The sequence below is a fragment of the Sanguibacter sp. TS_SC_8 genome (assembly GCF_055361235.1).
This window is the reverse complement of the sequence record NZ_CM143955.1, coordinates 213994-237451: the sequence shown is the minus strand read 5'-3', so window position 1 is coordinate 237451 and position 23458 is coordinate 213994. Positions and strand designations below refer to the sequence as shown.

At 71.7% G+C, this 23458-nt stretch carries 16 protein-coding genes; 12 read left to right on the top strand and 4 right to left on the bottom strand.

The genetic code is table 11. The annotated features are described in order from the left end of the window. Positions 1-154: 154 nt before the first annotated feature. Positions 155-1207 carry a glycoside hydrolase family 43 protein gene (locus ACWA15_RS01000; RefSeq protein WP_464057396.1) on the top strand — a complete coding sequence of 351 codons (1053 nt, stop codon included), beginning with the start codon at positions 155-157 and terminating at the stop codon, positions 1205-1207. A gap of 63 nt (positions 1208-1270) precedes the next feature. After that, the gene (locus tag ACWA15_RS00995; RefSeq protein WP_464057394.1) at positions 1271-3058 is read left to right on the top strand and encodes a PP2C family protein-serine/threonine phosphatase; all 1788 of its coding nucleotides are present in this window, start codon (positions 1271-1273) and stop codon (positions 3056-3058) included. On the opposite strand, the gene ACWA15_RS00990 is transcribed toward ACWA15_RS00995, so the two are convergent. The 3 genes from ACWA15_RS00990 to ACWA15_RS00980 form a co-directional block, all read right to left on the bottom strand. Then, complete coding sequence (locus ACWA15_RS00990) at positions 3038-3958, bottom strand: metal ABC transporter substrate-binding protein (RefSeq protein WP_464057392.1); 921 nt, start codon at positions 3956-3958, stop codon at positions 3038-3040. The genes ACWA15_RS00995 and ACWA15_RS00990 overlap by 21 nt on opposite strands. Positions 3959-3961: 3 nt before the next feature. Then, positions 3962-5332 carry a zinc metallochaperone AztD gene (gene aztD / locus ACWA15_RS00985; RefSeq protein ID WP_464057390.1) on the bottom strand — a complete coding sequence of 457 codons (1371 nt, stop codon included), beginning with the start codon at positions 5330-5332 and terminating at the stop codon, positions 3962-3964. Positions 5333-5586: 254 nt separating this feature from the next. Further along, positions 5587-6429, bottom strand: a complete 843-nt coding sequence (locus ACWA15_RS00980) for an aldo/keto reductase (protein WP_464057388.1) — start codon at positions 6427-6429, stop codon at positions 5587-5589. Between the two features lie 23 nt (positions 6430-6452). Between ACWA15_RS00980 and ACWA15_RS00975 the strand changes: the two genes are divergently transcribed. From ACWA15_RS00975 to ACWA15_RS00945, 7 genes are all read left to right on the top strand, one after another. After that, a complete protein-coding gene (locus ACWA15_RS00975) occupies positions 6453-7154 on the top strand; it encodes a GNAT family N-acetyltransferase (RefSeq protein ID WP_464057386.1) in 702 nt (233 codons plus the stop codon). 27 nt (positions 7155-7181) lie between these two features. Further along, on the top strand, positions 7182-10922 hold the full coding sequence (locus ACWA15_RS00970; RefSeq protein WP_464057384.1) for a TM0106 family RecB-like putative nuclease: 3741 nt from the start codon (positions 7182-7184) through the stop codon (positions 10920-10922). Positions 10923-11108: 186 nt separating this feature from the next. Then, complete coding sequence (locus ACWA15_RS00965) at positions 11109-11312, top strand: cold-shock protein (RefSeq protein ID WP_042437666.1); 204 nt, start codon at positions 11109-11111, stop codon at positions 11310-11312. Between the two features lie 224 nt (positions 11313-11536). Next, positions 11537-12625 (top strand): fatty acid desaturase family protein, encoded by a 1089-nt coding sequence (locus ACWA15_RS00960; protein ID WP_464057381.1) that lies wholly within the window; start codon positions 11537-11539, stop codon positions 12623-12625. Positions 12626-12716: 91 nt separating this feature from the next. After that, positions 12717-14300 carry a carboxylesterase/lipase family protein gene (locus ACWA15_RS00955; RefSeq protein WP_464057379.1) on the top strand — a complete coding sequence of 528 codons (1584 nt, stop codon included), beginning with the start codon at positions 12717-12719 and terminating at the stop codon, positions 14298-14300. 522 nt (positions 14301-14822) lie between these two features. After that, entirely contained in the window at positions 14823-15026 is a 204-nt protein-coding gene (locus tag ACWA15_RS00950) for a cold-shock protein (protein WP_093180593.1), read from the top strand. Positions 15027-15220: 194 nt separating this feature from the next. After that, positions 15221-15826: a M15 family metallopeptidase gene (locus tag ACWA15_RS00945; RefSeq protein WP_464057377.1), complete on the top strand. Its 606-nt coding sequence runs from the start codon at positions 15221-15223 to the stop codon at positions 15824-15826. A 380-nt stretch (positions 15827-16206) separates the two neighbouring features. Here ACWA15_RS00945 and ACWA15_RS00940 read toward each other — a convergent pair whose 3' ends face one another. After that, positions 16207-16926, bottom strand: a complete 720-nt coding sequence (locus ACWA15_RS00940) for a DUF4386 domain-containing protein (RefSeq protein WP_464057375.1) — start codon at positions 16924-16926, stop codon at positions 16207-16209. A 172-nt stretch (positions 16927-17098) separates the two neighbouring features. Between ACWA15_RS00940 and ACWA15_RS00935 the strand changes: the two genes are divergently transcribed. Genes ACWA15_RS00935 through ACWA15_RS00925 form a run of 3 tightly spaced genes read left to right on the top strand, consistent with a single transcriptional unit; the run spans position 17099 to position 23362 of the window. Continuing rightward, the gene (locus ACWA15_RS00935) at positions 17099-19282 is read left to right on the top strand and encodes a thioredoxin domain-containing protein (protein WP_464057373.1); all 2184 of its coding nucleotides are present in this window, start codon (positions 17099-17101) and stop codon (positions 19280-19282) included. A 13-nt stretch (positions 19283-19295) separates the two neighbouring features. Further along, positions 19296-20960: an ABC-F family ATP-binding cassette domain-containing protein gene (locus ACWA15_RS00930; RefSeq protein WP_464057371.1), complete on the top strand. Its 1665-nt coding sequence runs from the start codon at positions 19296-19298 to the stop codon at positions 20958-20960. 35 nt (positions 20961-20995) lie between these two features. Further along, a complete protein-coding gene (locus tag ACWA15_RS00925) occupies positions 20996-23362 on the top strand; it encodes a beta strand repeat-containing protein (RefSeq protein ID WP_464057369.1) in 2367 nt (788 codons plus the stop codon). The last annotated feature ends 96 nt before the right edge of the window (positions 23363-23458 follow it).

Here is a 23458-nt window from a genome sequence, read left to right as displayed (position 1 = left end):
TCGGGAGGGTTCGGCCGTGTCTGTAGTTCTGTGGGTTGATTCTCCGGGTAGTCCCGACGAAGGAGGTCACCACCCAGGCGCGTCACCCAGGCGCCGCCCCGGGCGCATCCCCAGGGCACTCCATCACGCGTCGATTCTTGTTAACGTTCACACTGTGACTGACTCCCCGCCCCAGAGCACCCCCGCCTACGCCGGCTACCTCATGGTCGGCCACTCCGACGAGACGCACCAGATCCACGCGATGCTCTCCGAGGGCGCGGACCCGACCCGGTGGACGGCGCTCAACGGCGGCGCCGGGATCGTCACCTCGACGATGGGCGAGCAGGGGATCCGCGACCCGCACCTGACCCGCTCCCCCGAGGGCACGTTCTACCTGCTGGGGACGGACCTCGACATCCGCCGGACCGAGCGCCCCGGGGTGCAGGGCAACTTCTGGGACTGGGTGGGCCGCCACGGCAGCCGCAAGATCAACGTGTGGGAGTCGGTGGACCTCCTCACCTGGAGCCCGCAGCGCCAGGTCGAGATCTCCCCGCCCACGGCCGGCATGGCCTGGGCCCCCAAGACCGTGTGGGACGCAGCCGCCGACGCGTTCCTGCTCATCTGGTCCGCGCGGATCTACGCCTCCGACGACGTAGACCACGAGCGCGAGGGCACCCACCGCCTGCTCGCCTGCCACACCCGCGACTTCGTCACCTTCACCGAGCCGGTCGACTGGGGACACCCCACCCTCTCCACGATCGACGCCCTCGTGGTCGCGGTCGACGACGCCGGCGACGCCATCTCCCCCGGCACCGTCTCCCCCAGCGCCGTCTCCCCCGACGCACCCGCCGCACCCGCCGCACCTCCCGCCCACAGCCAGGCCCACTACGTCCGATTCATCAAGGACGAGGCCGCTGGAATCGTTTTCGCCGAGCGCTCGAGCGACCTGCACGCCACCGACTGGGAGCAGGTCTCGGCGTCGGTGACGGCAGGCACCGAGACCGGGATCGTCGAGGGTCCGCTGGCCTTCCAATCCTTCACCGACGGCGAGTGGTACCTCTGGGTCGACGAGTACACCGGAGCCGACCGCGGCTACGTGCCCTTCCACGCGTCCTCCCTCGAGGCCGAGCGTTGGACGCCGGTCGACGGACACTCCTTCCCGGGCAAGGTCAAGCACGGGACGGTCCTGGCCGTCACCGCGGAGGAGTACGCGCGGCTGCGCGGCTGACCAGCACCAGCCCCGGCGCAGCACCCGCGCAGACCCACCCGTCCCGACCAGTACTGTGAGCCCGTGGATTCCCGGTGGTTCGCTGCGGCGACGAAGAGCAGCGTCATGGGCACCGCTGTCATCCAGTTCCCCTGGGAGTCGACCCCGCTGGGTCCCATGAGCACCTGGCCTGCGTCGCTGCGCCAGGCCGTCAAGCTCTGCTACAGCACCCGCTTCCCGGTGATGATCGCCTGGGGACCGGAGCTGACGATGATCTACAACGACGCCTACCGCGACATGCTCGGCACCGAGAAGCGGCTCACCGCCCTCGGCGCGTCGGTCCGGCGGGTCCGAGAAGACGTCTGGGACGACCTCGAGCCGCACTTCGACTCCGTCCTCACCCACGGTCAGGCGACCTGGTCGGTCGACCAACCGCTGATCATGAACCGCTCCTCCTTCGAGGAGGAGACGACGTTCACGTTCTCCTACAGCCCGCTCTTCGACGACGCCGGCGACGTCGCGGGCGTGCTCGACATCGCCACCGAGACCACCCAGCACGTGCTCGACCGGCGCCGGCTCACGACGATCGACGCCCTGCACATGGCCATGGCGGACCACCGCGGCGACGCACGGTCGCTGGCTGCCCTCGTCGTCGACGTGCTGGACGAGAGCCCGGACATCACCCGGTGCGCCTTCTACCTCTCGACCGACTCCGGCCTGGTGCTCGCGGCGGTCAGCGACCCGACCCTCGTCGACGACGTCGACCCCGAGATGGTCTCCCGGGTGCAGTCCTCGCGGGAACCCCACGTGGTGAGCCCGATCCTCGTCGCCCCCCTCGCCCGCCCGCACGACGACTCCACCGCCGGGGTGCTGGTGCTCGAGGGCAACCTGCGCCGCCCCTTCGACGCCGCTCAGCGATCCTTCCTCATGGTGACCTCCTCGGCCGTGGGCGCCGCGCTCAGCGCGACCCTGACCCAGCAGTCCCGCGTCGACTACCTCCGCGCCCGCGCCGAGCTCTCCGACCTGCGCGCCCAGCGCGCGCGCGAGTCCTCGATCGCGCTGCAGAGCTCGATGCTCACCCCGCCGGTGGACCCCGCCAACCTCGAGGTCACCGTCCGGTACCAGCCGGCGGCCGAGGACCTGGAGATCGGCGGGGACTGGTACGACGCCTTCGAGACGCCCGACGGCGCGACGGTGCTCGTCATCGGCGACGTGACCGGCCACGACCTCCACGCCGCCGCGGCGATGGGTCAGCTGCGCGGGCTGATCCGCGCCATCGCCTTCGACTCCGGGCTGAGCCCGGCCCGCGTGCTGGAGCGCACCGACCGGGCGATCCACGGGCTCGGGCTGGGCCCGAGGGCGACGGCCACGGTGGTGGCCGTCCGCATCGCCCCCGCCACCGAGGACGGCAAGCACGCGGTCCAGTGGGCCAACGCCGGCCACCCCCCGCCCGTCGTGGTCCGCGGCGACGGACGGGTCGAGCCGCTCAAGACCGCCAACGACCTGCTCTTGGGTCTGTCCACCCCGGCCCGCGTCGACCACACCACCACCCTCGGCGTGGGAGACACCCTCTTCCTCTACACCGACGGCCTCATCGAACGGCGGGGGCAGTCGATGCCCGCGAGCTTCGACCGTCTCCTCGACGCCTTGGCCGGCGGGCACCGCCGCACCCTGGACGACCTCAGCGGGCATGTGCTGGCCCAGCTCGCACCGGGCGCCGCCGACGACGACGTCGCCCTCGTGCTGCTGCGCCCCACCCCGGTCGCCGCCGAGGCGGCCACCCCGGTCGCGGAGGAGCCCAGCTCCGCCGAGCAGTCTGCGGCTGAGCCGCACCCCGCCGAGCTGGTCCTGTCAGCCGCAGGCCAGGCCTGAGACCAGCGCCGCGAGGTTCGCCCGCATGACCGTGAAGTAGTCGGCCGATGTGTCCGCGTGGCCTTCGAGCGGGTCGAGCACCGCGGCTTGGACCCCCAGGTCCTCGGCGAGCACGGTGGTCACCTTGGGACTGACGAGCACCTCGAAGTACAGCGTGCGCACCCCGTCCTGCTCGACGACGGCGCGCACCTCGCGCAGCCGCGCGGGCGCCGGCTCGGCGTCGGGATTGATGCCCGAGATGCCGACCTGGACCAGGTCGTAGCGCTGCGCGAGGTAGCCGAAGGCCTCGTGCGAGGTGACCAGGGTGGCGCCCGCGCACTGCGCGAGCCCCTCGGCGAACTCGCCGTCCAGCACCCCGAGCCGGCGCTCGAGGTCATCAGCACGGCGTGCGTACTCCGCGGCGTTCGCTGGGTCGATGGCCCCCAGCTCGTCGGCGATCTCGTGACCGAGCGCCGCCAGCCGGGCGGGGTCGAGCCAGAAGTGCGGGTCGAGCCCGGTCTCCTCGAGGCCCCCGCCGTCGAGCTGGCCGACGGCGTCGACCACGTGCTCGGGCTGGATCTGGGCCACCGCGTCGTCGGTCGCGGCCTGCATGCCGGACAGGACCACGACGAGGTCGGCCTCCCCGATCGTGCGCACCGTCGCCGGTGAGAGCTCGAGGTCGTGCGGCTCGGCTCCGGGCGGGGTGAGGTTGGTGACCGCGACCCGGTCACCGCCGATCTCCTGCGCGGCGAACTGCAGCGGGTAGAACGAGGCGAGGACCTCGATCCGGTCGCCGTCCGGGGACGGCGACGCACCCGAGCAGGCGGTGAGGCCCGCGGTGAGCAGGGCGAGCGCTCCGGCGAGGGCGGCTGCCGGCCGGGATCGTCGGTGGGCGGTGAACGGGGCGCGGTGGTCGGACACGGGTCAGTCCGTGTGCGTCTCGTCGTCGGCGTGCTCGTCCGCGTGCTCGTCGTCGTGCTCGTCGTCGGCGTGGTCGTGGCCCTCGTGCGAGGCCTCGGCCTGCCCGGACACCCCGGTGAGCTCGTTGGGCGTGACGGTCAGCACGACGCTGTTCCACACCTCGCCGGACTCGATGTCCACGGCGTAGAGGGTGTTGGTGGACGGGTCGGTGATGTACGCCGAGCCGTCGAGGACGGTGAGCGTGGGCCGGGCGACCTGCCACTCCTCGGGCTCCTCCCACGCGGCCATGACCGGGATGGACCGGGTCAGCGTGCCGGTCTCGGGGTCGATGACGTGCAGCTGGCCGTCGGTGCCCAGGACGAGCGCCTCGCCGGCGTCGCCGCGCCCGAGGGAGCGGAAGGTGTAGCTCGAGGGCAGGTCGACGAGGGTGAGCCCGGCGGTGCGGGTGTCGATGAGCGAGATCCGGGTGGGACGCTCGAGGACGGCGTCGGCGTCGGTCTTGTAGTCGCCGAGCACGATCGGGGAGGCCTCGCTGCCGGCCTGGTTGCCGATCCGCCCGTAGGCGTCCGGGCTGGTCACCTTGGAGATGACGCCACCGGCGTAGACGAGCGCGCCGTCCTGGCAGCCGATGACCACGGCCTCGTCGGCGGCGACCGCTTCGCCGTGCACGCCGGGGCACTGGTCGCTGCTGGCGATCTCGGCGTCGTCGGAGTCGAGCACCCGGATGCCGGTGCGGGCGTCCTCGGTGCCCTCGGAGACGAGCAGGCTCCCGTCGGAGAGCTCGACGGCCACCCCGTGGTGCGCGGACGGCGTCGTGTACTCGCGCGCCTCGCGGTCGGTGTGGGCCACGTCGCCGGAGTCGACGACGACGACGTCGCCGGTCCCGTCGTCGAACAGGGCCGTGCGGCCCTCGTGCACGACGACGTGCCCCGGCTTCTCCGCGGCGAAGGTCACCTCGGTGAGGCTCGGGTCCGCCGTGTAGTAGTGGGCGTGGTCGCCGTGCGGCTCGGCCCACGTGCCGGCGTCGAGCACCTGGAAGCCGCCGGCGGTCGAGACCATGACGTTGCGGCCGTCGCCGGCGGCGTTGATCCGGTTGAAGCCGGCGAGGTCGATCGAGGACACGGTCTCGAGCGTGGTGGCGTCGAGGACCTGGAGGCCGCCGTCGTAGGTGAGGACCAGGCGCGGGGTGACGGTGGCGGCCTCGGTCGAGGTCGCGTCCGTCTCGCTCTCGGTGTCGTCGGGGGCGGTCGTGGCCGACGCCGGCGCCGCGGGGTCGGCGGAGGCCGAGCAGCCGGCGAGCAGGGCGAGCGGGAGGGCGAGGCCGAGCGCGACGGAGCGCAGCCCGGCAGGGCGGGTGAAGGTGGTGAGAGTCATTTCGAGGGACGGGTGACCGTGCGTGGGCGCAGCGGTCCCCTCTCCTTCCATCTAGGTCGACTGGGAGCTCAAGAGCTGTCGTCACCCTAACAGAGAGTGGTAACCATTCTCATTAAGTGGGATCGGAGGTCCCCCGGCGCTGCGATCCCTGGTCACAGGGGTTCCCCAGACACAGCCGTGCCCGGCCGAGGCATCACCTCGACCGGGCACGGAACCACCGATCAGCTCAGCGGCATCAGCTCAGCACCATCAGCTCAGCGGAACTGCGCGAACTCCGCAGTCGCCGGGTCGGCGCCCTGACGGTTCCCCGTCTCCAGGCCGTCGATCTGGGCGATCTCGTCCGCCGTCAGCTCGAAGCCGAAGACGTCGAGGTTCGCCGCGATCCGCTCGGGGTTGTTCGACTTCGGGATGACGATCGTGCCCTGCTGCAGGTGCCAGCGCAGGATCACCTGGGCGGGGGTCGCCCCGTGGGCGGCCGCGACGGTCGCCACGACGTCGGACTCGAGGTCGGCGCCCCGGCCCAGCGGGCTGTAGGCCTCGATGGCCAGGCCCGCAGCGCGCGAGGCGGCGGCGGTCGCGGAGTTCTGGAAGGTCGGGTGCACCTCGATCTGGTTGACCGCGGGGACCACCTCGGCGACCTCCAGCAGCTTCGCCAGGTGCTCCGGCAGGAAGTTCGAGACGCCGATGGCCCGCACGGCGCCGTCGGACAGGAGCTTCTCGAAGGCGCGCCACGTCTCCAGGTAGAGCCCCCGGGCCGGGGACGGCCAGTGGATGAGGTACATGTCGACGACGTCGAGGTCGAGGGCCGCGCGGCTCGCCTCGAAGGCGGCGAGCGTGGGCTCGAAGCCCTGGTCGCCGTTGCGGAGCTTGGTCGTGACGAACACGTCCTCGCGGGCCAGCCCGGAGGCCTTGATCGCCGCGCCGACGCCTGCTTCGTTGTAGTAGCCGGCCGCTGTGTCGATGTGGCGGTAGCCCGCCGCGAACGCCGACTCGACGACCCGCTGGGTCTCGTCCTCGGCGACCTGGAAGGTGCCGAACCCGAGCTGCGGGATCGACACGGCGTTGTTGAGGTTGATGAAGGGGATCTGGTGAGTCATGCATCCACAGTAGATTGCACTGTGTGACCACACCCCTTTCCGGCGTCGACCAGGCCGTCGACCAGGCCGCTGTCCAGACCCCCGTCCAGGCGCCGGCGCCGTTCACCATCCGCCCCGCGCGCACCGACGACGCCGCCGAGGTCGCCCGCCTCTACGAGATCTGCCTGCTCACCGGCAGCGACGGCGGTGACGCCTCGGCCCTGACCGCCGAGCCGCGCCTGCTCGGGGAGATCTACCTGGGCGCGTACCTGCGCTTCGCCCCCGAGCTTGCCTTCGTGCTGGTCGACCCGGACGTCCCGGCTACCGACCCCGCGAGCGTCGTCGGCTACGTCATCGGCACCGCCGACACCGCGGCCTTCGAGGCCACCCTCGACACCGAGTGGTGGCCCGCGCTCCGCGAGCGCTACCCGCTCGCCGCCTTCCCGGCCGGGTCCTACGACGCGGGCCTCGCCGCCACCGTGCACGGCGAGCACCACTCCGACCCCGAGGTCCTCGCGCGCTTCCCCGCGCACCTGCACATCGACCTGCTGCCCCGCGGTCAGGGCGGCGGCAACGGGCGCCGGATGCTCACGACCCTCTTCGACGCGCTGCGCGCTGCCGGCGCACCGGGCGTCCACCTGGGTGTGTCCCCCACGAACACCCAAGCCACCGGCTTCTACGCGCACATCGGGTTCCAGACCCTGACCGAGGACGGCTCCCTGCTCGGCCTCGTCCTGTCGGCCTGACCCACACCTGCTGGCCTGGGAGGCCCCGTGTTCCTGCTCGACGACGTCCTCATCTCCAGCGCGAGCGACCTCACCCTCGCCTCGACGTGCGAGTTCGCGCTGCTGCGCGCCCTCGACCGCCGGCTCGGCCGGGCGACCGGCGGCCCGGAGGGCGCCGAGTCCCCCGACGCCATGCTCGAGCGCACGTCCGCGCTCGGCCTGGCCCACGAGGCCCGGGTCCTCGCCGGCTACGTCGCCGAGTTCGGCCAGCACGTCCCGGACCTGTCCGACGACGGCGCGCCCGTCCCCGGCCCGGCCGGCGGCGTCGTGCACCTCGCCAGCTCCTGGGAGACGGCCGACGACCTGCGGGCCGCCCACGCCCGGACCATCGGCTACCTCCAGGCCGGGGTGGACGTCGTCGCGCAGGGCACGCTCTTCGACGGGCGTTTCCTCGGCCGCCCGGACTTCCTCGTCCGCACCGCGGCGGGCGGCTCCCCCACTGCCGAGACGGCACCCGCCCTCGTCACCGTCGTCGACGCCAAGCTCGCCCGCCGCGCCAAGGTCACCGCGCTGCTCCAGCTCGCCGCCTACGCCGACCAGCTGCTCGCCGCCGGGGTGCCTGTGGCCCCCCAGCTGCGCCTGGTCCTGGGGGACACGTCCTTCTCCGAGCACGCCCTGAGCGACATCCTCCCGGTCTACCGCGAGCGCCGCGCCCGCCTGGAGACGCTCCTGGACACCCACCGTGCCGGTGACGAGCCCGTGACCTGGGACGACGAGAGCTACCTGGCCTGCGGGTCCTGCGCGGACTGCCGGCACGAGGTCGCCGTCCGCCGCGACCCGCTGCTCGTCGCCGGTCTCACCGTCGCCCAGCGCACCCGCCTGCGCGACGCCGGTCTCACCACGATCGACGCCCTCGCCGCGAGCGCAGGTCCGGTTCCGGGGATCAACGCCCGCACCCTGGCGGTGCTGCGCGAGCAGGCCGCGCTGCAGGTCGCCCAGGACGCCCGGCCGCCGCTGCCCGACGGCCGACCGGACGTCAGCGCCGTCGTCTTCGCGACCGAGGCGCTGGCCGCGCTGCCCGTCCCGAGCCCCGGCGACCTGTTCTTCGACTTCGAGGGTGACCCGCTGTGGGCCGAGCCCGGCTCGCCCGACTGGGGCCTGGAGTATCTTTTCGGCCTGCACGACGCCGACTCCCCCGACGGCACCCCGGGCGCCTTCCGCGCGCTGTGGGCGCACGACCGCGCGGCCGAGCGCCAGGCCCTGCTGGACTTCTTCGCCCTGGTGGCACAGCGGCGTCGGGCACACCCCGGGATGCACGTCTTCCACTACGCCCCCTACGAGACGACGGCGCTGCGCCGGCTGGTGGGCCGCCACGGCGTCGGCGAGGAACAGCTCGACGACCTGCTGCGCGAGGGTGTGCTCGTCGACCTGTACGCGACCGTCCGCCAGAGTGTGCGGGTCTCCCAGCCGTCCTACTCGATCAAGAAGCTCGAGCCGCTGTACATGGACGCCCAGCGCGACGAGGCGCTGGACAACGCGGCGGACTCGATCACCGAGTACGCGCGGGCGAGCGCGCTGCGCGAGGCCGGCGACCCGGAGGCCGAGAAGGTCCTCGACCTCATCGCCGACTACAACCGCTACGACTGCCTGTCCACCCTGCGCCTGCGGGACTGGCTGCTGGCCCGCGGCGCCGAGCACGGCGTCGCGCCTCGCGCGGCCGGTGAGGTGGACCCCGAGGTCGAGGACGACCTCGACGCGGACGACCCGCTCCTCGACGCTCTTCTGACGCTCGCCGGGCCGGCCGCGACCGACGCCCCCGCCGACCGCTCCGACGACGACCAGGCGCTGCTCATGCTCGGCGCGGCGCTGGGCTACCACCGTCGCGAGGACAAGCCGTTCTGGTGGGAGCACTTCGACCGGCTGACCGCCCCGGCCGACGAGTGGGCCGCGACCCGCGACGTGCTCGTCGGGGACGAGGTGCGCCTCAAGCGCGACTGGTACAAGGAAGGGTCCCAGCGGTCGCTGCGCCGCGAGGTCGCCCTCATCGGGACGCTCGCGACCGGCAGCGCACTGACCGCCGGGTCGAGCGTGTGGTGCATCTACGACGCGCCGCTGCCGGCCGGTCTCGAGGCACCCGCCGGCGCGATCCGCCAGGTCAGCGGCAGCTCGACCGTGCTGTCGGTGGGTCTGGACGGCCAGGGCCGGGACCTCGTCGTCGTCGAGGAGGTCCTCAAGAAGGACCTCGAGCCCTACTCCGCGCTGCCGATGGCGGTGGGCCCGGGCCGCCCGGTGCCGACCGGCCTTGTCGAGGGCGCGGTCCGCGAGCTCACCCAGGTGGCGCTGCGGACCCTGCAGTCCCCGTCGGGCTCCTTCCCGGCCCAGTCCGCCCTCGACCTGCTCCGCCGGCTGCCCCCGCAGCTGCGCGCGCCGGAGGAGGTCCCGGTGGGCGACGCCGACGCCGGCTCGGACGCCGAGCACGCCACCGGCCCCGCCGGGCTGCCGCTCGTGGGGACCGGCAAGGGCGCCTACATCAGCGCGATCACCGAGGCCGTGCGCTCCCTCGACCGCTCCTACCTCGCCGTCCAGGGACCCCCCGGGACCGGCAAGACCTTCGTCGGCGCACGGGTCATCGAGCGCCTCGTGCGCAGCGGCTGGCACGTCGGCGTCGTCGCGCCCTCCCACGCCGTCGTGGAGCACCTGCTCGACACGATCGTCGAGGCCGGGGTGCCCGGCTACCGGGTGGGCAAGAAGCCGGTGGACGACCGCCCGCACGCATGGACGTCGATCCCGGACAAGAAGCAGGCCAAGTTCCTCGGTGAGCACCGCGAGCACGGCTGCGTCATCGGCGGGACGGCGTGGGACTTCACCAACGGCTCCAAGATCGGGCGGCGCTCCCTCGACCTCCTCGTCATCGACGAGGCCGGGCAGTTCTCCCTCGCCAACACCCTCGCGGTGTCCCTGGCCGCGCAGAGCCTGCTGCTGCTCGGCGACCCGCAGCAGCTCCCCCAGGTGACCCAGGGCACCCACCCCGAGCCGGTCGACACCTCCGCGCTCGGCTGGATCGCCCGCGGCCAGGACACCCTCCCGGCCGACCGCGGCTACTTCCTCGAGCGCAGCTGGCGGATGCACCCCGCGCTGTGCGCCCCGGTCTCCCGACTCGCCTACGAGGGCCGCCTGACCAGCGAGGAGACGACGTCGGCGCGGCACCTGGAGGGCCTCGCCCCCGGAGTGCACGTCGTCGAGGTCGACCACCGGGGCCGCTCGGTCGCCTCCCCGGAGGAGGCCGCCGAGGTGGTCCGCCAGGTCGGGTCGCTGCTCGGACGCGCCTGGACCCCCGCCGACGACGCCGCTCCCCGCCCGCTCGTGGCGAGCGACCTGCTCGTGGTCGCCGGGTACAACGCCCAGCGCGCGCTGATCACCGCCGAGCTGCGCGCAGCCGGCCTCGACGGCGTGCGGGTGGGGACGGTGGACAAGTTCCAGGGCCAGGAAGCCGCGGTCGTCATCGTCTCGATGGCTGCGTCCTCGGCCGGTGACGTTCCCCGCGGGATGGGCTTCCTGCTCTCGCGCAACCGGGTCAACGTCGCGGTCTCGCGGGGGCAGTGGGCCGCGATCGTGGTCCGGTCCCCGGCACTGACCGACTTCCTGCCGACCACCCCGGCCTCCCTCGCCGAGCTGGGCGCGTTCATCGGGCTGTGCGTCGGGGCAGATCCGTCTGGCGGGCAGGGTCCTGATCTGACCGCTCACCTGGGCCGCGACCTGCGCGCAGACCAGGCCGCGACACACCCCTGAGATCTGCCTCTGGTCAGGACGGCCAGAAGCCTGTACTGTGTTCCTTGAAGTTGCTGTGCATCTCATGTCTTTGCCGCTCAGGGTTCATCCCCGCGGATCTTGTTCTTTCAAGAGTTGACGACGGAACACCGTGACGAACGGCTTCGAATCGCGAAGTCGTCCGACGACTCTTGAAGGAGTATCGAAATGACTGTTGGAACTGTGAAGTGGTTCAACGCTGAAAAGGGCTTCGGCTTCATTGCACCCGAGGACGGCTCGGCTGACGTGTTCGCGCACTACTCCGCGATCGCCTCCTCCGGCTACCGCTCGCTCGACGAGAACCAGAAGGTTGAGTTCGACGTCACCCAGGGCCCCAAGGGTCCCCAGGCTGAGAACATCCGCCCCCTCTGATCTCTCTCCTCTCGATCACGGCCTTGAGCTGCTGATCAAGGATTGATGTCTTTCACGAATGCCCCGGGTCTTGTGCCCGGGGCATTCGTATATCTTCACCACGTCACCACCGGCCGCGTTCCTCTTCGCTGAGCACCGTCGCCTAGCCTGAAGCACGAGCGCAACTCATCTGGTGACGAAGCATCATGTGCGACCCTCGCTCACCACACTTCTTCGGAGGACCGATGAGCGCAACGCTCACCGCTGACAACTCGCGCCTGCCCGGCGACTCCCCCCGGCAGCGGCAGGTGACCGACTTCGCCGAGATCTCCAGCCAGATCCAGGCCGCCGGCCTCATGCGTCGCCGCTACGGGTACTACTGGGCCAAGCTCGTGGGCATGGTCGCGGTGTTCGCCGCCTTCGTCACCGCCTTCCTGTGGATCGGCGACTCCTGGTGGCAGATGCCCATGGCCGCGCTGCTCGCGGTCATCCTCACCCAGACCGCCTTCCTCGGCCACGACGCCGCCCACCGCCAGATGTTCCGCTCGGGACGCTGGAACGAGTGGATGAGCCTCATCGTCGCGAACCTCTTCGTCGGGCTCAGCTACGGCTGGTGGCAGAACAAGCACACCCGCCACCACGGCAACCCCAACAAGGACACCGTCGACCCGGACATCGACCTCCCGGTCCTCGCCTTCACCCCCGACCAGGCCGCAGCGCGCACCTCGCGGCTGGGACGCTGGTTCGCCACCCGCCAGGGCTGGTTCTTCTTCCCGCTGCTCCTGCTGGAAGGCATCGACCTGCACTACCAGGGCCTCAAGCGGGTCTTCGGCCGCGAGCGCATCGCCCGCCGCTGGGCGGAGATCACCTTCCTCAGCGTCCGACTCATCGGGTACTTCACCCTCGTGCTGCTCGTGCTCTCACCGGGCAAGGCCGCCGTCTTCCTCGCGATCCAGATGGGCCTGTTCGGCCTGTACATGGGCGGGTCCTTCGCCCCGAACCACAAGGGCATGCCGATCGTCCCCAAGGACGTGAAGATCGACTTCCTGCGCCGTCAGGTCCTCATGAGCCGCAACGTCACCAGCGGCCGGTTCATGGACACCGCGCTCGGCGGGCTCAACTACCAGATCGAGCACCACCTGTTCCCCAGCATGCCGCGCCCCCACCTGCGCCTGGCCCAGCCGATCATCGAGAAGTTCTGCGCGGAGAAGGGTGTCGCGTACACCCAGACCGGGCTGTTCGAGTCCTACGGGATCGTCATCCGCTACCTCAACCGGGTGGGCCTCGGCGACCGCGACAACTTCACCTGCCCGCTCGTGCGGTCCTACCGCTGATCAACTGGCGACGAACGGCTAGCCTCGTAGTGGGAGGACGCCTGCTGGCGGTCCTCAGCAGATTCCACGAGACAACAGCGGGAGCCGCAAAGTGACCAATGTCGTGAGCACCCAGGTCAAGACCGCGCAGGGAACCCTGCGCGGTGCGCTCACCCCGTCCGGCCTGCGCGCCTTCCGCGCCGTCCCGTACGCCGCCCCGCCCGTGGGCAACCTCCGCTTCCGCGCCCCCCAACCACCCGAGCACTGGTCCGGTATCCGCAACGCGATGCACCACGGACCCGTGGCCCCCCAGCGGATCAGCCAGTACTACTCCGGCGCCGGCGCCGAGACCGACCAGTCCGAGGACTGCCTCACGCTCAGCGTGCTCACCCCCGCGGCCGCGGCGCCGCCGGCGCCCGCCGCCGGATCGCAGCCCGCGCCCGACGCCGCCGCGCAGCCGGGAGCCGACGCCGGACCCTCCGCACCCCACCCGGTCATCGTGTGGTTCCACGGCGGTGCCTTCGTCCGCGGCGCCGGCTCGGCCCCCGCCTACGCCGGCGACGCCCTCGTCGAGCGCGGCGACGCGATCCTCGTCACGGTCAACTACCGGCTCGGTGCGCTCGGCTTCCTCGACTTCTCCCAGTACTCCACGCCGCAGCGGGCCTTCGAGTCCAACCTCGGCCTGCGGGACATGGTGGCTGCACTGGAGTGGGTGCAGCAGAACATCGGCGCCTTCGGCGGCGACCCGTCCAACGTGACGATCGCCGGGCAGTCGGCCGGCGCCACCGCGGTGACCACCCTCATGTGCGTGCCCTCCGCGGCAGGGCTGTTCCACCGCGCGATCGCGCAGAGCCCCGCCGTCGCCGCCGTCTACTCCGCCGACCGCGCGGCCGGATGGGCGCGGGACTTCATCAACTGGCTGCACACCACCGAGAGCCTCGCGGTCGACGCGCTGCTCAGCGCCCCGCCCACCGAGCTCGTCGCGGCGGCCACCCGCCTGATGAAGCTCACCCTCGTGGAGACCCCGGGCGCGATGTGCATGAGCCCGGTCGTCGACGGGGACTTCCTGCCCGAGCACCCGATCGACGTGCTCACCGCGGGCCGCGCGCACCCGGTCCCGCTGCTCATCGGCTCGACCAAGCACGAGGGTGCGCTCTTCGCCACGGCGCGGCCCGGTCTGCTGCCGGTCAGCGCCGAGTCGATCAACCTCATGTTCGAGATCACCGACCCGGGAGCCCAGCTCAAGGTCCTCTCTGCCTACCCGGGGTACCCGAGCCGGCGGGCGCGTGCCCAGCTGGTCGGCGACGCGGCCTTCTGGGTACCTGGCCTGCAGGCGGCCCAGGGCCACACGACCGTCGCCCCGACCTTCGTCTACCGCTACGACTTCACCATGCCGGCCCTCAACGTCAAGGGGCACGGCGCCTCCCACGGGACCGACCTGCTGCCGGTCTTCGGCAACCTCGACTCCTCCCGCGGCAAGGCGGCCACGATGCTCGGCGGCGCCGAGGCGCTGGCCGGGGTGAGCGAGCGGATGCAGGGCCACTGGCTGACCTTCGCCCGCACCGGCGAGGTCAGCTGGCCGGTCTACGACGACATCGACCGCCCGACGAAGATCTTCGCCACGACCGACCGCCTGATCAGCGACCCCGGCCGAGAGCGCCGCCGAGCCTGGGAAACCGTAGCCTCCTACCGCTGACCCACCCCTCCCACCTCGTCTCCCTCCGTCTCCCCATCTCCCCCCGCCCCTCCGTCTCCCCCCGTCCCCCCGTCTCCCCCCGCCCCTCCGTCTCCCCTGTCTCCCCTGCCTCCCCTCCTCCGCCCGCCTCCAGCCGTACGGGGCGTGCTGTTGACGACGAAACGTGCTGTTGAAGGCACGCCCTGTCGTCGAGAGCACGCCCCGTACGAGCAACGGGAGGGCTGAGGCCGGCGTCGGCGCAGGGTCTCGGCGGGGTGGGCGGTGCGGCCTCGGGGTGAGCCCGGGGTGAGTGAGGGGTGGTGTTGTGCGGAGGGGGCGTTCGGGATCTGAGATGTCAGGCTTATCCCTAGCGCGTATCCCCCAGACGTGATTAAAGTAGGCCGCGAAGTTGCTGTGCTTGCACGTCTTACCTGCACTGACGCGAGTCGGGGTAGTTCTTGGTCTTCAGGAGTGGACGACGAACACCGTGACGGGCGACCTCCACAAGGGAAGTCGTTTCACACCTCTTGAAGGAGTATCACGATGGCTGTTGGAACCGTGAAGTGGTTCAACGCAGAAAAGGGCTTCGGCTTCATCGCACCTGAGGACGGCAGCGCTGACGTGTTTGCCCACTACTCGGCGATCCAGAGCTCCGGCTACCGCTCGCTCGACGAGAACCAGAAGGTCGAGTTCGACATCACCCAGGGCCCCAAGGGCCCGCAGGCGGAGAACATCCGCCCGGTCTGATCGGGCCCCGGCCAGATCCTGCACCACCAGCTGGCCCCGGACGGCGACGTCCGGGGCCAGCTGCGTCGCCGAACTCCTCATGACCGCCGTCAGACCGCCGATGGGTGGTCGTGAGTGGAATCGAGGCAATCTCATCGCGCATCCTAGAGATCCAGACGACTGTCTCTTCTCTCGCCCGACGAGCCCAACCGGCCATGGGGGCCCTGCTCACCCAGGCCGCCTCCTCGTCGACGTCAGCACAGGCCTCAGCCAGGTCGATGCCGGCCACGGGATCCACTGCCACTGCCTTTGACCTCCTGCTCGCCCAGGCTCAAGCCGCGACCACACGCACGGTCACCACCGCGACGTCGGGAACACCGGGCACGTCGGGTACGTCGGGAACGTTCACCCTCAACGCCCAGGGGATCCCCACCGATCTGGCCGCCTACGGCAACGGACAGGTCCCCCCGGCCGCGCTCGCCTCGGTGGGCAGCACCGGGCACAAGCTGTGGACCCCCGCCGCGAGCGCCCTCGAGTCGCTCCTCGCCGCAGCGAAGGCCGACGGCGTCGACATCGGGATCACCGACTCCTACCGGACCTACGACAGTCAGGTCGACCTCGCCGAGCGCAAGGGCCTGTACTCCGAGGGCGGCCTGGCGGCCAAACCGGGCACGAGCGACCACGGGTGGGGGCTGAGCACCGACCTCAAGCTCGACACCACCGCACTGAGCTGGATGCGGGCCAACGGTGCGACCTACGGCTTCGTCGAGGACGTCCCTCGAGAGCCGTGGCACTGGACTTTCCAGCGCGCTACTGTGTAGCGCTGCAGCCACCCCGACAAAGGTCCCTGGTGGGAGCGTGGGCTTGAGCCGTAGGAGAAACTTCAGCCATGGGGAGTTCTCCCCATGCGATTCACCCCATCTGGCCTTGAACGGTTGGGACGGCCGGTCTTAGTGTCGCTAGGTGATCAGTCGAAAGCTCCAGACCTCAGCGGCGGCTCCCGCCACGCTCGTCTCCCTGGCGCGCGTCGGCATCGCTGGACTGTCCATGGCATGTCTCACCAGCACCGACGCTGTCGAGACCGCCCCTGCGCCACTCCTGGCGGCCACCGACGCACCGCTGCGAACCTCCACGCCTACCGCCACCCGGGTCAGCGCCTCAGCCTGGGCATGAACCGCCTCGTTTCAGCACTGCGCCGCACCTACGCGGCCGCGGTGACGAGGGGGCGGCCTGCAGGAGCCCTGAGGATGCTCACCGGGCGGAAGCCTCTGATGATGAGCCACCCCGCAAGAGCCAGCTCCCACGCGAACACCGGGAGCGCGACGACCAGGCCCGGAGTGGACATCTGCTCATAGGCGCCGAACATCACTGCGACCGCGGAGATGACGATCAGCGCCCCGCCGACCAGCCCGAGCACGGCGATGGCGCGGGGCACCAGGCCGGATGAGTACATCAGGTAGGCCAGGAGCAGCGAGGCGGCCCCGAGGGCGACGTTCGGCCCGACCAGGAACGCCCAGTCGTGCAGCGCCAGCAGCGAGGAGCCGACGACGGAAAGCGTCGCCTCGTCCACGTCCGCGGTTCCGGCGTACTGCCGGCGGAGCGTGACGATCGACACGACGCTGAGAATGCCCACGAGGATGGCCACCGCCTCGAGCACACGGGCCGCGACGAACGCCAGCGCGACCCCCGCGTGCTGCCGCTTCACGATCGGGTACAACGTCACGGCGGTGCCGACGGCGGCAACGACCAGGAGCAGCTCGAAGAGTGCGCCCAGAAGGATCCTGTCGTCCGCCCCGGCGCCGGTGATGTAGTCGGTGCCGTTCAGGAGCGGGCTGTAGAGGGCCGCTCCTGCGATCGCGCCCACCTCGGTGAGCAGGAAGAACACTCCGGCAGTGACAGCTGTTCGTCGAGACAGGCTCATGGCAGTTCCCTCGAAAAGGTGTACGGCGTACACTGGATTCCGAACGCTAAGGTGTACGCCGTATTCCTGTCAAGAGGGGGCAGAGATCAGGGGCGGCTCTGCGTCGTCCGTCACTCTCGTGTATCACTTGTTCCACACCGATCCGCGTGTCACTCGTGAGGAGCCCTCGGACATGTCCAACCGCCTCGCCTCGGCGTTGAGTCCCTATCTCCTTCAGCACGCAGAGAATCCGGTGGAGTGGTGGGAATGGGGCCCCGACGCCTTCGCCGACGCCAAGCGCCGCGACGCACCGATCCTGCTGTCGATCGGGTACGCGGCCTGCCACTGGTGCCACGTCATGGCCCACGAGTCCTTCGAGGACCCGGCCACGGCCGCCCTGATGAACGCGTCCTACGTGTGCATCAAGGTCGACCGCGAGGAACGCCCCGACATCGACTCCGTCTACATGGCCGCGCTCATGGCGATGACCGGGCAGGGCGGCTGGCCCATGACGGTGTTCCTCACCCCCGACGGCGCCCCGTTCTACGCCGGCACGTACTTCCCGCCCGTCCCCGCGCACGGCCTGGCATCCTTCCCCCAGGTGCTGCACGCCGTCACGGACGCCTGGCGCGACCGGCGCGCAGGGCTCGAGGACCAGGCCGCCGGGCTCGTCGCGCGCCTCCGCGAGCAGCCCGCTGCGCTCACCACCCTCACCACCGCCCCCACGGACCAGGACCTGGCCGACGCCGCGCAGCTGCTGGCCCGCCAGCACGACCGGGCCAACGGCGGCTTCGGCACCGCCCCGAAGTTCCCGCCGAGCATGAACCTCGAGCAGCTGCTGCGCCACCACGGGCGGACCGGTGACCCGACGGCGCTGCGGGTCGCGGCGCGCACCTGCGAGGCGATGGCCCGCGGCGGGATCTACGACCAGCTCGGCGGCGGCTTCGCCCGGTACTCCGTCGACGCGGAGTGGGTAGTCCCCCACTTCGAGAAGATGCTCTACGACAACGCCCAGCTGCTCGGGGTCTACGCCCACCTCTGGCGCGCCGCGACATCCCTGCCCGACGCCGCCCCGCCCGCCAGCGGCGAGCCTCCCGCCCCCGCCGTCGCCGGGACCGCCGTTCTCGCCGACCCCGCCGCCGTCGCCGCCCTCGCCCACCGCGTCACGACCGAGACCGCGGAGTTCCTGCTCACCGAGCTGCGCACGGCCGAGGGGGCCTTCGCCTGCTCCCTCGACGCGGACACCGACGGCCACGAGGGCACGTTCTACGTGTGGACCCCCGCGCAGCTGGTCGCCGCCCTCGGGCCCGACGACGGCGCGTGGGCGACCGAGCTGCTCGGCGTCACCACGAGCGGCACCTTCGAGGCCGGCACGAGCGTGCTGCAGGTGGCCCGACCGGACCTGCTCACCGCCCCCGGCGCGGGCCAGCGCTGGGCCACGGCCCGGGCCACCCTCGCCCAGGTCCGCGCCACCCGCACCCGACCCGGCCGCGACGACAAGGTCGTCGCAGGGTGGAACGGCCTGGCCATCGCCACCCTCACCGAGGCCGGCATGATCCTCGACCGTCCCGACTGGGTCGCCGCGGCCGAGCGGGCCGCCGAGCACGTCGTCGCCCAGCACTGGACCGGCGGACCCACCCCCACCGCGCCGGCCGCCGGACCCGAGCTGCTCCGGGTGTCCCTCGGCCCGGCCCGCTCGAAGGCGGCCGGGACCCTCGAGGACTACGCCCTGCTCGCCGACGGGCTGCTCGTGCTGTTCTCCGCGACCGGGACCACCCGCTGGTTCGACGTCGCCGGGGCGCTGCTCGACGTCGTGCTGGAGCGGTTCACCGAGCCCTCCGGTGACGCCGTCACGTTCTTCGACACCCCCGCCGAGCAGCCAGCCCAGCCAGCGCAGACCGAGCCCCCGCTCATCATCCGCCCCGCCGACCCCGGCGACAACGCGAGCCCGTCGGGCCGGTCGGCCGCCGCGGGGGCGCTGCTGCGCTACGCGGCACTGTCCGGGTCGCACCGGCACCGCGCCGCCGCCGAGGCCGCGCTGAGCGTCTACCCGGTGCTCGCCGCCCAGGCTCCCCGGTTCGCCGGGCACGCCCTCGCGGTGGCCGAGGCCCTGGTCGACGGCCCCCGGGAGGTCGCGATCGTGCTGCCCCGGGCCGCCGGCGCGCAGCCCGAGTCCGCAGCGTCAGCCCTGATCAGCGCCGCGTGGCGAGCCACCGCCCCGGGTGCGGTGATCGCCGTCGGGCAGGAGGGGGACGAGCATCCGCTGCTGGCGCACCGGCCCGCCCCGGTGCCCACGGCGTACGTCTGCCGGGGGTTCGTGTGCGAGCACCCGGTCACCGGCGCCGCCGAGCTCGCCCGGCTGCTGCGCGCCGACTGAGACAATGGGCGGCATGACCGCCACTCTCGTCGCCCGCGGCCTCGGCGCCGCACACGCCGACCGCACCGTCTTCTCCGGCCTCGACCTCGTGGTCGGCCCGGGCGACGTCGTCGGGCTGGTGGGCGCGAACGGCGCCGGCAAGTCCACCCTGCTCGCCCTCCTCGCCGCCGCCCACCTGCCCGACGCCGGCACCGTCACCCTGGCGCCGTCCGGCGCCCTGGTCGGATGGCTGCCCCAGGAGGTGGAGCGGGTGGCCGGGGAGAGCGTCCGGGAGCACCTGGCCCGCCGCACCGGCGTCGCCGCCGCGCAGGAGGCGTTCGACGCGAGCACCACAGCCCTGGGCGCGGGAGCCCCCGGCGCCGACGACGCCTACGCGCTGGCCTTCGACCGGTGGATGGCGATCGGGGCGGCGGACCTGGACGAGCGCCTCGGGGCGGTCCTGGCCGACCTCCGCCTCGACGTGGACCCCGAGCACCCCATGACGGGCCTGTCCGGCGGACAGGCCGCCCGGGTCGGGCTGGCCGCGCTGCTGCTCTCCCGCTTCGACCTGCTGCTGCTCGACGAGCCGACGAACGACCTCGACCTGGACGGCCTGTCCCGGCTGGAGACCTTCGTCACCGACCAGCGGGCCGGGATCGTCGTGGTCAGCCACGACCGGGAGTTCCTCGCCCGGTGCGTCACCCGGGTCGTCGAGCTCGACCTCGCCCAGCAGCAGGTGGCCGTGTACAACGGCGGCTACGAGGCGTACCTCGAGGAGCGGTCCACCGCCCGCCGGCACGCCCGCGAGTCCTACGACGAGTTCGCCGACAAGAAGTCCGGGCTCGAGGCCCGCGCCCGGATGCAGCGCGGCTGGATGGCCAAGGGCGTGCGGGACTCGGTCCGCAAGGGCGACCCCGACAAGCACATCCGGGCCGCCCACCGCGAGGGGTCGGAGAAGCAGGCGGCCAAGGCCCGCCAGACCGAGCGGATGATCGAGCGCCTCGACGAGGTCGTCGAGCCGCGCAAGGAGTGGGCGCTGCGCTACGAGATCGCCGCCGCCCCGCGCGGCTCGGCGGTCGTCGCGGTCCTGCGCGACGCCGTCGTCCAGCACGGCGGGTCGGCGGGCGGCTTCACCCTGGGCCCGGTCTCGCTGCAGGTGGACGCCGGCGACCGGGTGGCCATCACGGGGGCGAACGGGTCCGGCAAGACGACCCTGCTGGGGGCCCTGCTCGGGCGGATCCCGCTCACCTCCGGCACGTCCACGCTGGGGACCTCGGTGGCGATCGGGGAGGTGGACCAGGCCCGCAGCCAACTCGGGGGCACCCCCGGGACGGTCGCGGCACCGCTCTTCGAAGCGTTCTCGCGACAGGTCCCGGACTGGCCCGAGGCAGAGGTGCGGACCCTGCTCGCCAAGTTCGGGCTGAAGGCCGACCACGTGCTGCGCCCGGTCACCTCGCTGTCCCCGGGCGAGCGCACCCGCGCCGCCCTCGCGCTGCTGCAGGCCCGTGGAGTGAACCTGCTCGTCCTCGACGAGCCCACCAACCACCTCGACCTGCCGGCGATCGAACAGCTCGAGGAGGCGCTGGAGTCCTACACCGGGACGCTGCTGCTGGTCACCCACGACCGGAGGATGCTCGACGCGGTCCAGGTGAACCGGCGGTGGGTCGTGGCCGGCGGGCAGGTCGAGAGCCAGTCGTAGGCATAGTCAAAGTGCAAGGCGATCAGAGGTGACGAATGCATATCGATGCTGGTCACCGCTTCGGGTCGTGGGCGACGGCCCGTAATCTTCTTGTCGTGAACATGAAGATGCTCTGGAGCACACTTGCCGTCACCACTCTCATCACGGCGGGGTTGGCTGCGCCGGCCACTGCCGCGCCCCTCCCGCTGAACGACTGGCCGTCGCTGAGCGAGGAGGTGTCCGCAACCGGGACCTTGGAACCGGTGACCATCGAGGGTGACATCCTCGAACCTGCTGAGATTCTCGAGGTGGCGCGCACCCTCACCCTCGACCTCAACGGCCACGCGCTCACCGTCCAGAGCGTGAAGATCGCCTCCGGGAGCACCCTGACGGTCATGGACTCCAGCGCGGGAGAGGTCGGTCAGCTGACCGCCGACGCCTCGGCGGTCCCGCCACAGGCACCGCCGTTCACGTACCCACCGGGGATCGAGGTTCCCTCCGGCGCCGGTCTGGTCATCACCTCCGGGCGGATCACCGCCAGCGGTTCGACCATGACTCCGGGCATCGGTGGCGGTGATCTCCAGGTCTCGGGGCCGATCACCATCAACGGTGGCACCGTGGTGGCGAACGGAGGCGGGTTCGCCGCAGGCATCGGGGGCGGCAACGGGGGGAGCGCCAGTCTCGTGACGATCACCGGCGGCCGGGTCACAGCCTCCGGCACACGGAACGGCGCCGGGATCGGCGGCGGCTTCACCGGCAGCGGAGGCCGCATCGTCATCAGCGGTGGCGTCGTGTCGGCAACCGGGGGACCCAACGCCGCCGGGATCGGCGACGGCGGTAGCCTCAAGTCCAGCGATCACATCTCCACGATCGTCGGCGCCCAGGTCTCCATCTCCGGCGGCGAGGTCGAAGCGATCGGTGGCGACTACGCGGCCGGGATCGGCGGCGGGATCAACGGCCTCCACGTAGACGTCACCATCTCTGGCGGCACGACCAGCGCGACCGGCGGGCTGTACGGTCCAGGCATCGGTAGCGGGGTCACCAACCCCGCCGGGGCGACCCCGACGCCCTCCAGCACGATCACCTTCACCGGCGGAGACACCGACGCCACGCCCGGCACGTTCGCTGCCGCCGTGGGTGGTGGGCTCTACAGCCCCGGCGGACAGGTCGTCGTCGGCACCGGCGCCGTCGTGACCACGCACAGCGACGACAGCAGAGGCTCGACCGCCTTCGGCGCCGGGTACAGCTCGCCGCTGCTCCCCTTCGGCACCCTGAGTGTCGCGGGCACGGTGGAGATCGCCTCGGGCGGCGTCATCATGCCCAACTCCGTGGACGGCACCCCGGAGATCTCCGTGACGTCCACCGGCGTGATCCGTGGCGCGGGAGGTGCACCGACCGCGACGATCTGGTTCTCCGGTGGGGGCGACATCCACAACGACGGAGTCATCTCAGCAGTCATCGTGCCCAGGCCCTGCCTCGGTGCGCCGTGCACACCTGAGTCCGACGTCGTCGTGTCCTCAGGCTACGACGCCACCGTGACCTTCGATCCGGGCCAGGGCGCCACCGTCGTCACTGTCCGTCTTCTCGCACCGTCCTTCGCCGCAGCGGGCTGGGCCCTTCCGGGCGCGCCCTCGCTCACGCGGTGGACCTCAACCGTCGGGGACGTCGTGACCCCGTTCGACGCTGCGACGCTTGTGACGGGCGACCTCACGTTGCGACCGGTTGCGTCGGGAACGGCCACGATCGGCTCGGCCACCCTCTCGTCGATCGCGGGTCAGCCCACGAGCTTCGACGTCGTTGTCCACGACGCCGACGGTGTCGTCGTCGTCCCGGGCACCACCACGCTCACGAGCAGCGTGGCCTCTGATCTGATCGACGGGCTGACGGTGACCCCGACCACTGCCGGCACACGGACGATCACCGCGTCGGTCAACGACGGCCTGCTCTTCGCAACGACCAGCCTGCTAGTTGTCCCCGCACCTGCGGCAACGTTGACGATCACCCCGAGCGCAGTGACGGTCGCCCAAGGAGGGAGTCTGAACTTCACCATAGGAGCACAGGACGCCTTCGGCAACACAGCAGACTCGAGCGGCGTCGTCTTGACCAGCTCAGTGGCCACCGACGTCATCTCCGGTCAGACGGTCACGTTCCCGCACGCCAGCCCGCACACGATCACGGCCGCGCTGGGTGGAACGTCTGTCAGCGTCACGGTCGAGGTCACCCCGTCGGCGGTCGTTGCGCCATCCCCGCTGCCGTCCCTCCCGGCCGCACCGAACCGACCGGTGGTCACGTCGGTCACCCTCGCGACCACCGGCTCCGACACCCTCGCCCCTCTCGCGGGCGCCGGGCTCACGCTGTCTCTGGTGGGCGCCGCTCTCGTGCTGGCCCGGCGCCGCTTTGCGGGTGGCCGAGCCGCCGCCTGAGGACGCAGACTCTCGCCGGTCGGTCACCGCACCCACGGCCCGGCCTGGACGCGGTGCCGCAGGAGGACGGACAGGCCGGACGTCGGAGCGCCCCTC

Coding starts and splice junctions, on each gene's coding strand:
- aztD (WP_464057390.1), bottom strand. CDS start 5,332: ATGACTCTCACCACCTTCACCCGCCCTGCCGGGCTGCGCTCCGTCGCG.
- ACWA15_RS00980 (WP_464057388.1), bottom strand. CDS start 6,429: ATGACTCACCAGATCCCCTTCATCAACCTCAACAACGCCGTGTCGATC.
- ACWA15_RS00965 (WP_042437666.1), top strand. CDS start 11,109: ATGACTGTTGGAACTGTGAAGTGGTTCAACGCTGAAAAGGGCTTCGGC.
- ACWA15_RS00960 (WP_464057381.1), top strand. CDS start 11,537: ATGAGCGCAACGCTCACCGCTGACAACTCGCGCCTGCCCGGCGACTCC.
- ACWA15_RS00950 (WP_093180593.1), top strand. CDS start 14,823: ATGGCTGTTGGAACCGTGAAGTGGTTCAACGCAGAAAAGGGCTTCGGC.
- ACWA15_RS00945 (WP_464057377.1), top strand. CDS start 15,221: ATGGGGGCCCTGCTCACCCAGGCCGCCTCCTCGTCGACGTCAGCACAG.
- ACWA15_RS00940 (WP_464057375.1), bottom strand. CDS start 16,926: ATGAGCCTGTCTCGACGAACAGCTGTCACTGCCGGAGTGTTCTTCCTG.
- ACWA15_RS00935 (WP_464057373.1), top strand. CDS start 17,099: ATGTCCAACCGCCTCGCCTCGGCGTTGAGTCCCTATCTCCTTCAGCAC.
- ACWA15_RS00930 (WP_464057371.1), top strand. CDS start 19,296: ATGACCGCCACTCTCGTCGCCCGCGGCCTCGGCGCCGCACACGCCGAC.
- ACWA15_RS00925 (WP_464057369.1), top strand. CDS start 20,996: ATGCATATCGATGCTGGTCACCGCTTCGGGTCGTGGGCGACGGCCCGT.